Here is a 1,161-nt window from a genome sequence, read left to right on the forward strand (position 1 = left end):
ATCCGGAGACTGGGCGGTATGTGGAGAGTGATCCGATTGGGTTGGCAGGAGGACTTAATACATATGTATATGTCGAAGGAAACCCCCTTGCCTATGTAGATGAATGGGGGCATTCAAAAACCAATGGAAAGCATGCAAACAAATCAAGCCCAATGACAGTGGGCGACTTTAACAAGAACTCTGACCCTGCCAAGATACAAGAAGCAATCAGAGAGGCCGAAACCAATGGGAAAAACGCACATGCAAAAGCACTCAAGGGACTACTGAAAGTAATTAAACGTACTAAAAGCCTAACCCCGCATGGTGTTATAGAGGACATCCTGGAAAATCTATGTGAATCCCATCCTGAGGAACCGGCCTGCAAAATATTTACTCCACCTCCCGCTATAGTTTGGTGCAAAGAAGGAGAAACTTCGCCTCCCTTACCCCCTATGTCCAGTTTAAGTTCCCCGGACCGACCAGAAATTATAGATCTTGGCCAGCTATAAGGATCGCCATATGACCACCAGTGACGGAATAACAGATAGCGACTGGGAAAGCATTATCATTTCTGCAGAGGAGATTGCCGAGTTGACAGGCAGGGAGATAGATGCTCGCTTTGCTCAAAAAAAGATACTTTTCCAGCTAGATAGATTGGAGAAAAAATATGGCCGCCTTCCAACCATACTAAGCACAAAAGCGGACTATATCGACTCTACTGACGAGCGGCTATCTTTACTCAAAGAGGCATATATAACGGCTGACGAAATTCAGGACAAAAAAAACAAGGCATTTATCAGCAGTTCCATCATAGAAGTCTATCTAGAATTGCCAGAAAAAAAATCCTTTGCCCTGTACTGGTTAGAGAAATTCGAGAGCGACCTGAAAGACTATCCCAAGGACGAATATCTTCTCGATCTACACGTGCAGTTCAATAAAAAACTTAATCAACCAAACCCTAGCAATCAGTAAATAAAACAATAGAGAAAGGGAAAGGTACGGAAAAATGGAAATATTTATTTCCCATATAAACCAGAAGCCGTCCTTCTTCAGTTCCTTCGGTTTCTCACGCCCCGCTACGAAGTAGGGCGAATAATCGCACCGCCAGAGAAAAGGAGACAGATTTATTTTTACGAGAAAAGGAGACAGATTTATTTTTACTACTCTAATTCCAGCGACTGC

The 1,161-nt window shown here is 43.3% G+C and carries 2 protein-coding genes; both read left to right on the forward strand.

The genetic code is table 11. The annotated features are described in order from the left end of the window. Nucleotides 1–488, forward strand: a 488-nt coding sequence (locus HMPREF2581_RS31455) for an RHS repeat-associated core domain-containing protein (RefSeq protein ID WP_139181886.1), incomplete at its 5' end; no start/stop codon positions are given. A 10-nt stretch (nucleotides 489–498) separates the two neighbouring features. Then, nucleotides 499–951: a hypothetical protein gene (locus HMPREF2581_RS00480; protein ID WP_016254267.1), complete on the forward strand. Its 453-nt coding sequence runs from the start codon at nucleotides 499–501 to the stop codon at nucleotides 949–951. Nucleotides 952–1,161 lie beyond the last annotated feature (210 nt).

The sequence above is a fragment of the Pseudomonas sp. HMSC057H01 genome (assembly GCF_001836405.1).
Classification (GTDB): Bacteria; Pseudomonadota; Gammaproteobacteria; order Pseudomonadales; family Pseudomonadaceae; genus Pseudomonas; species Pseudomonas aeruginosa.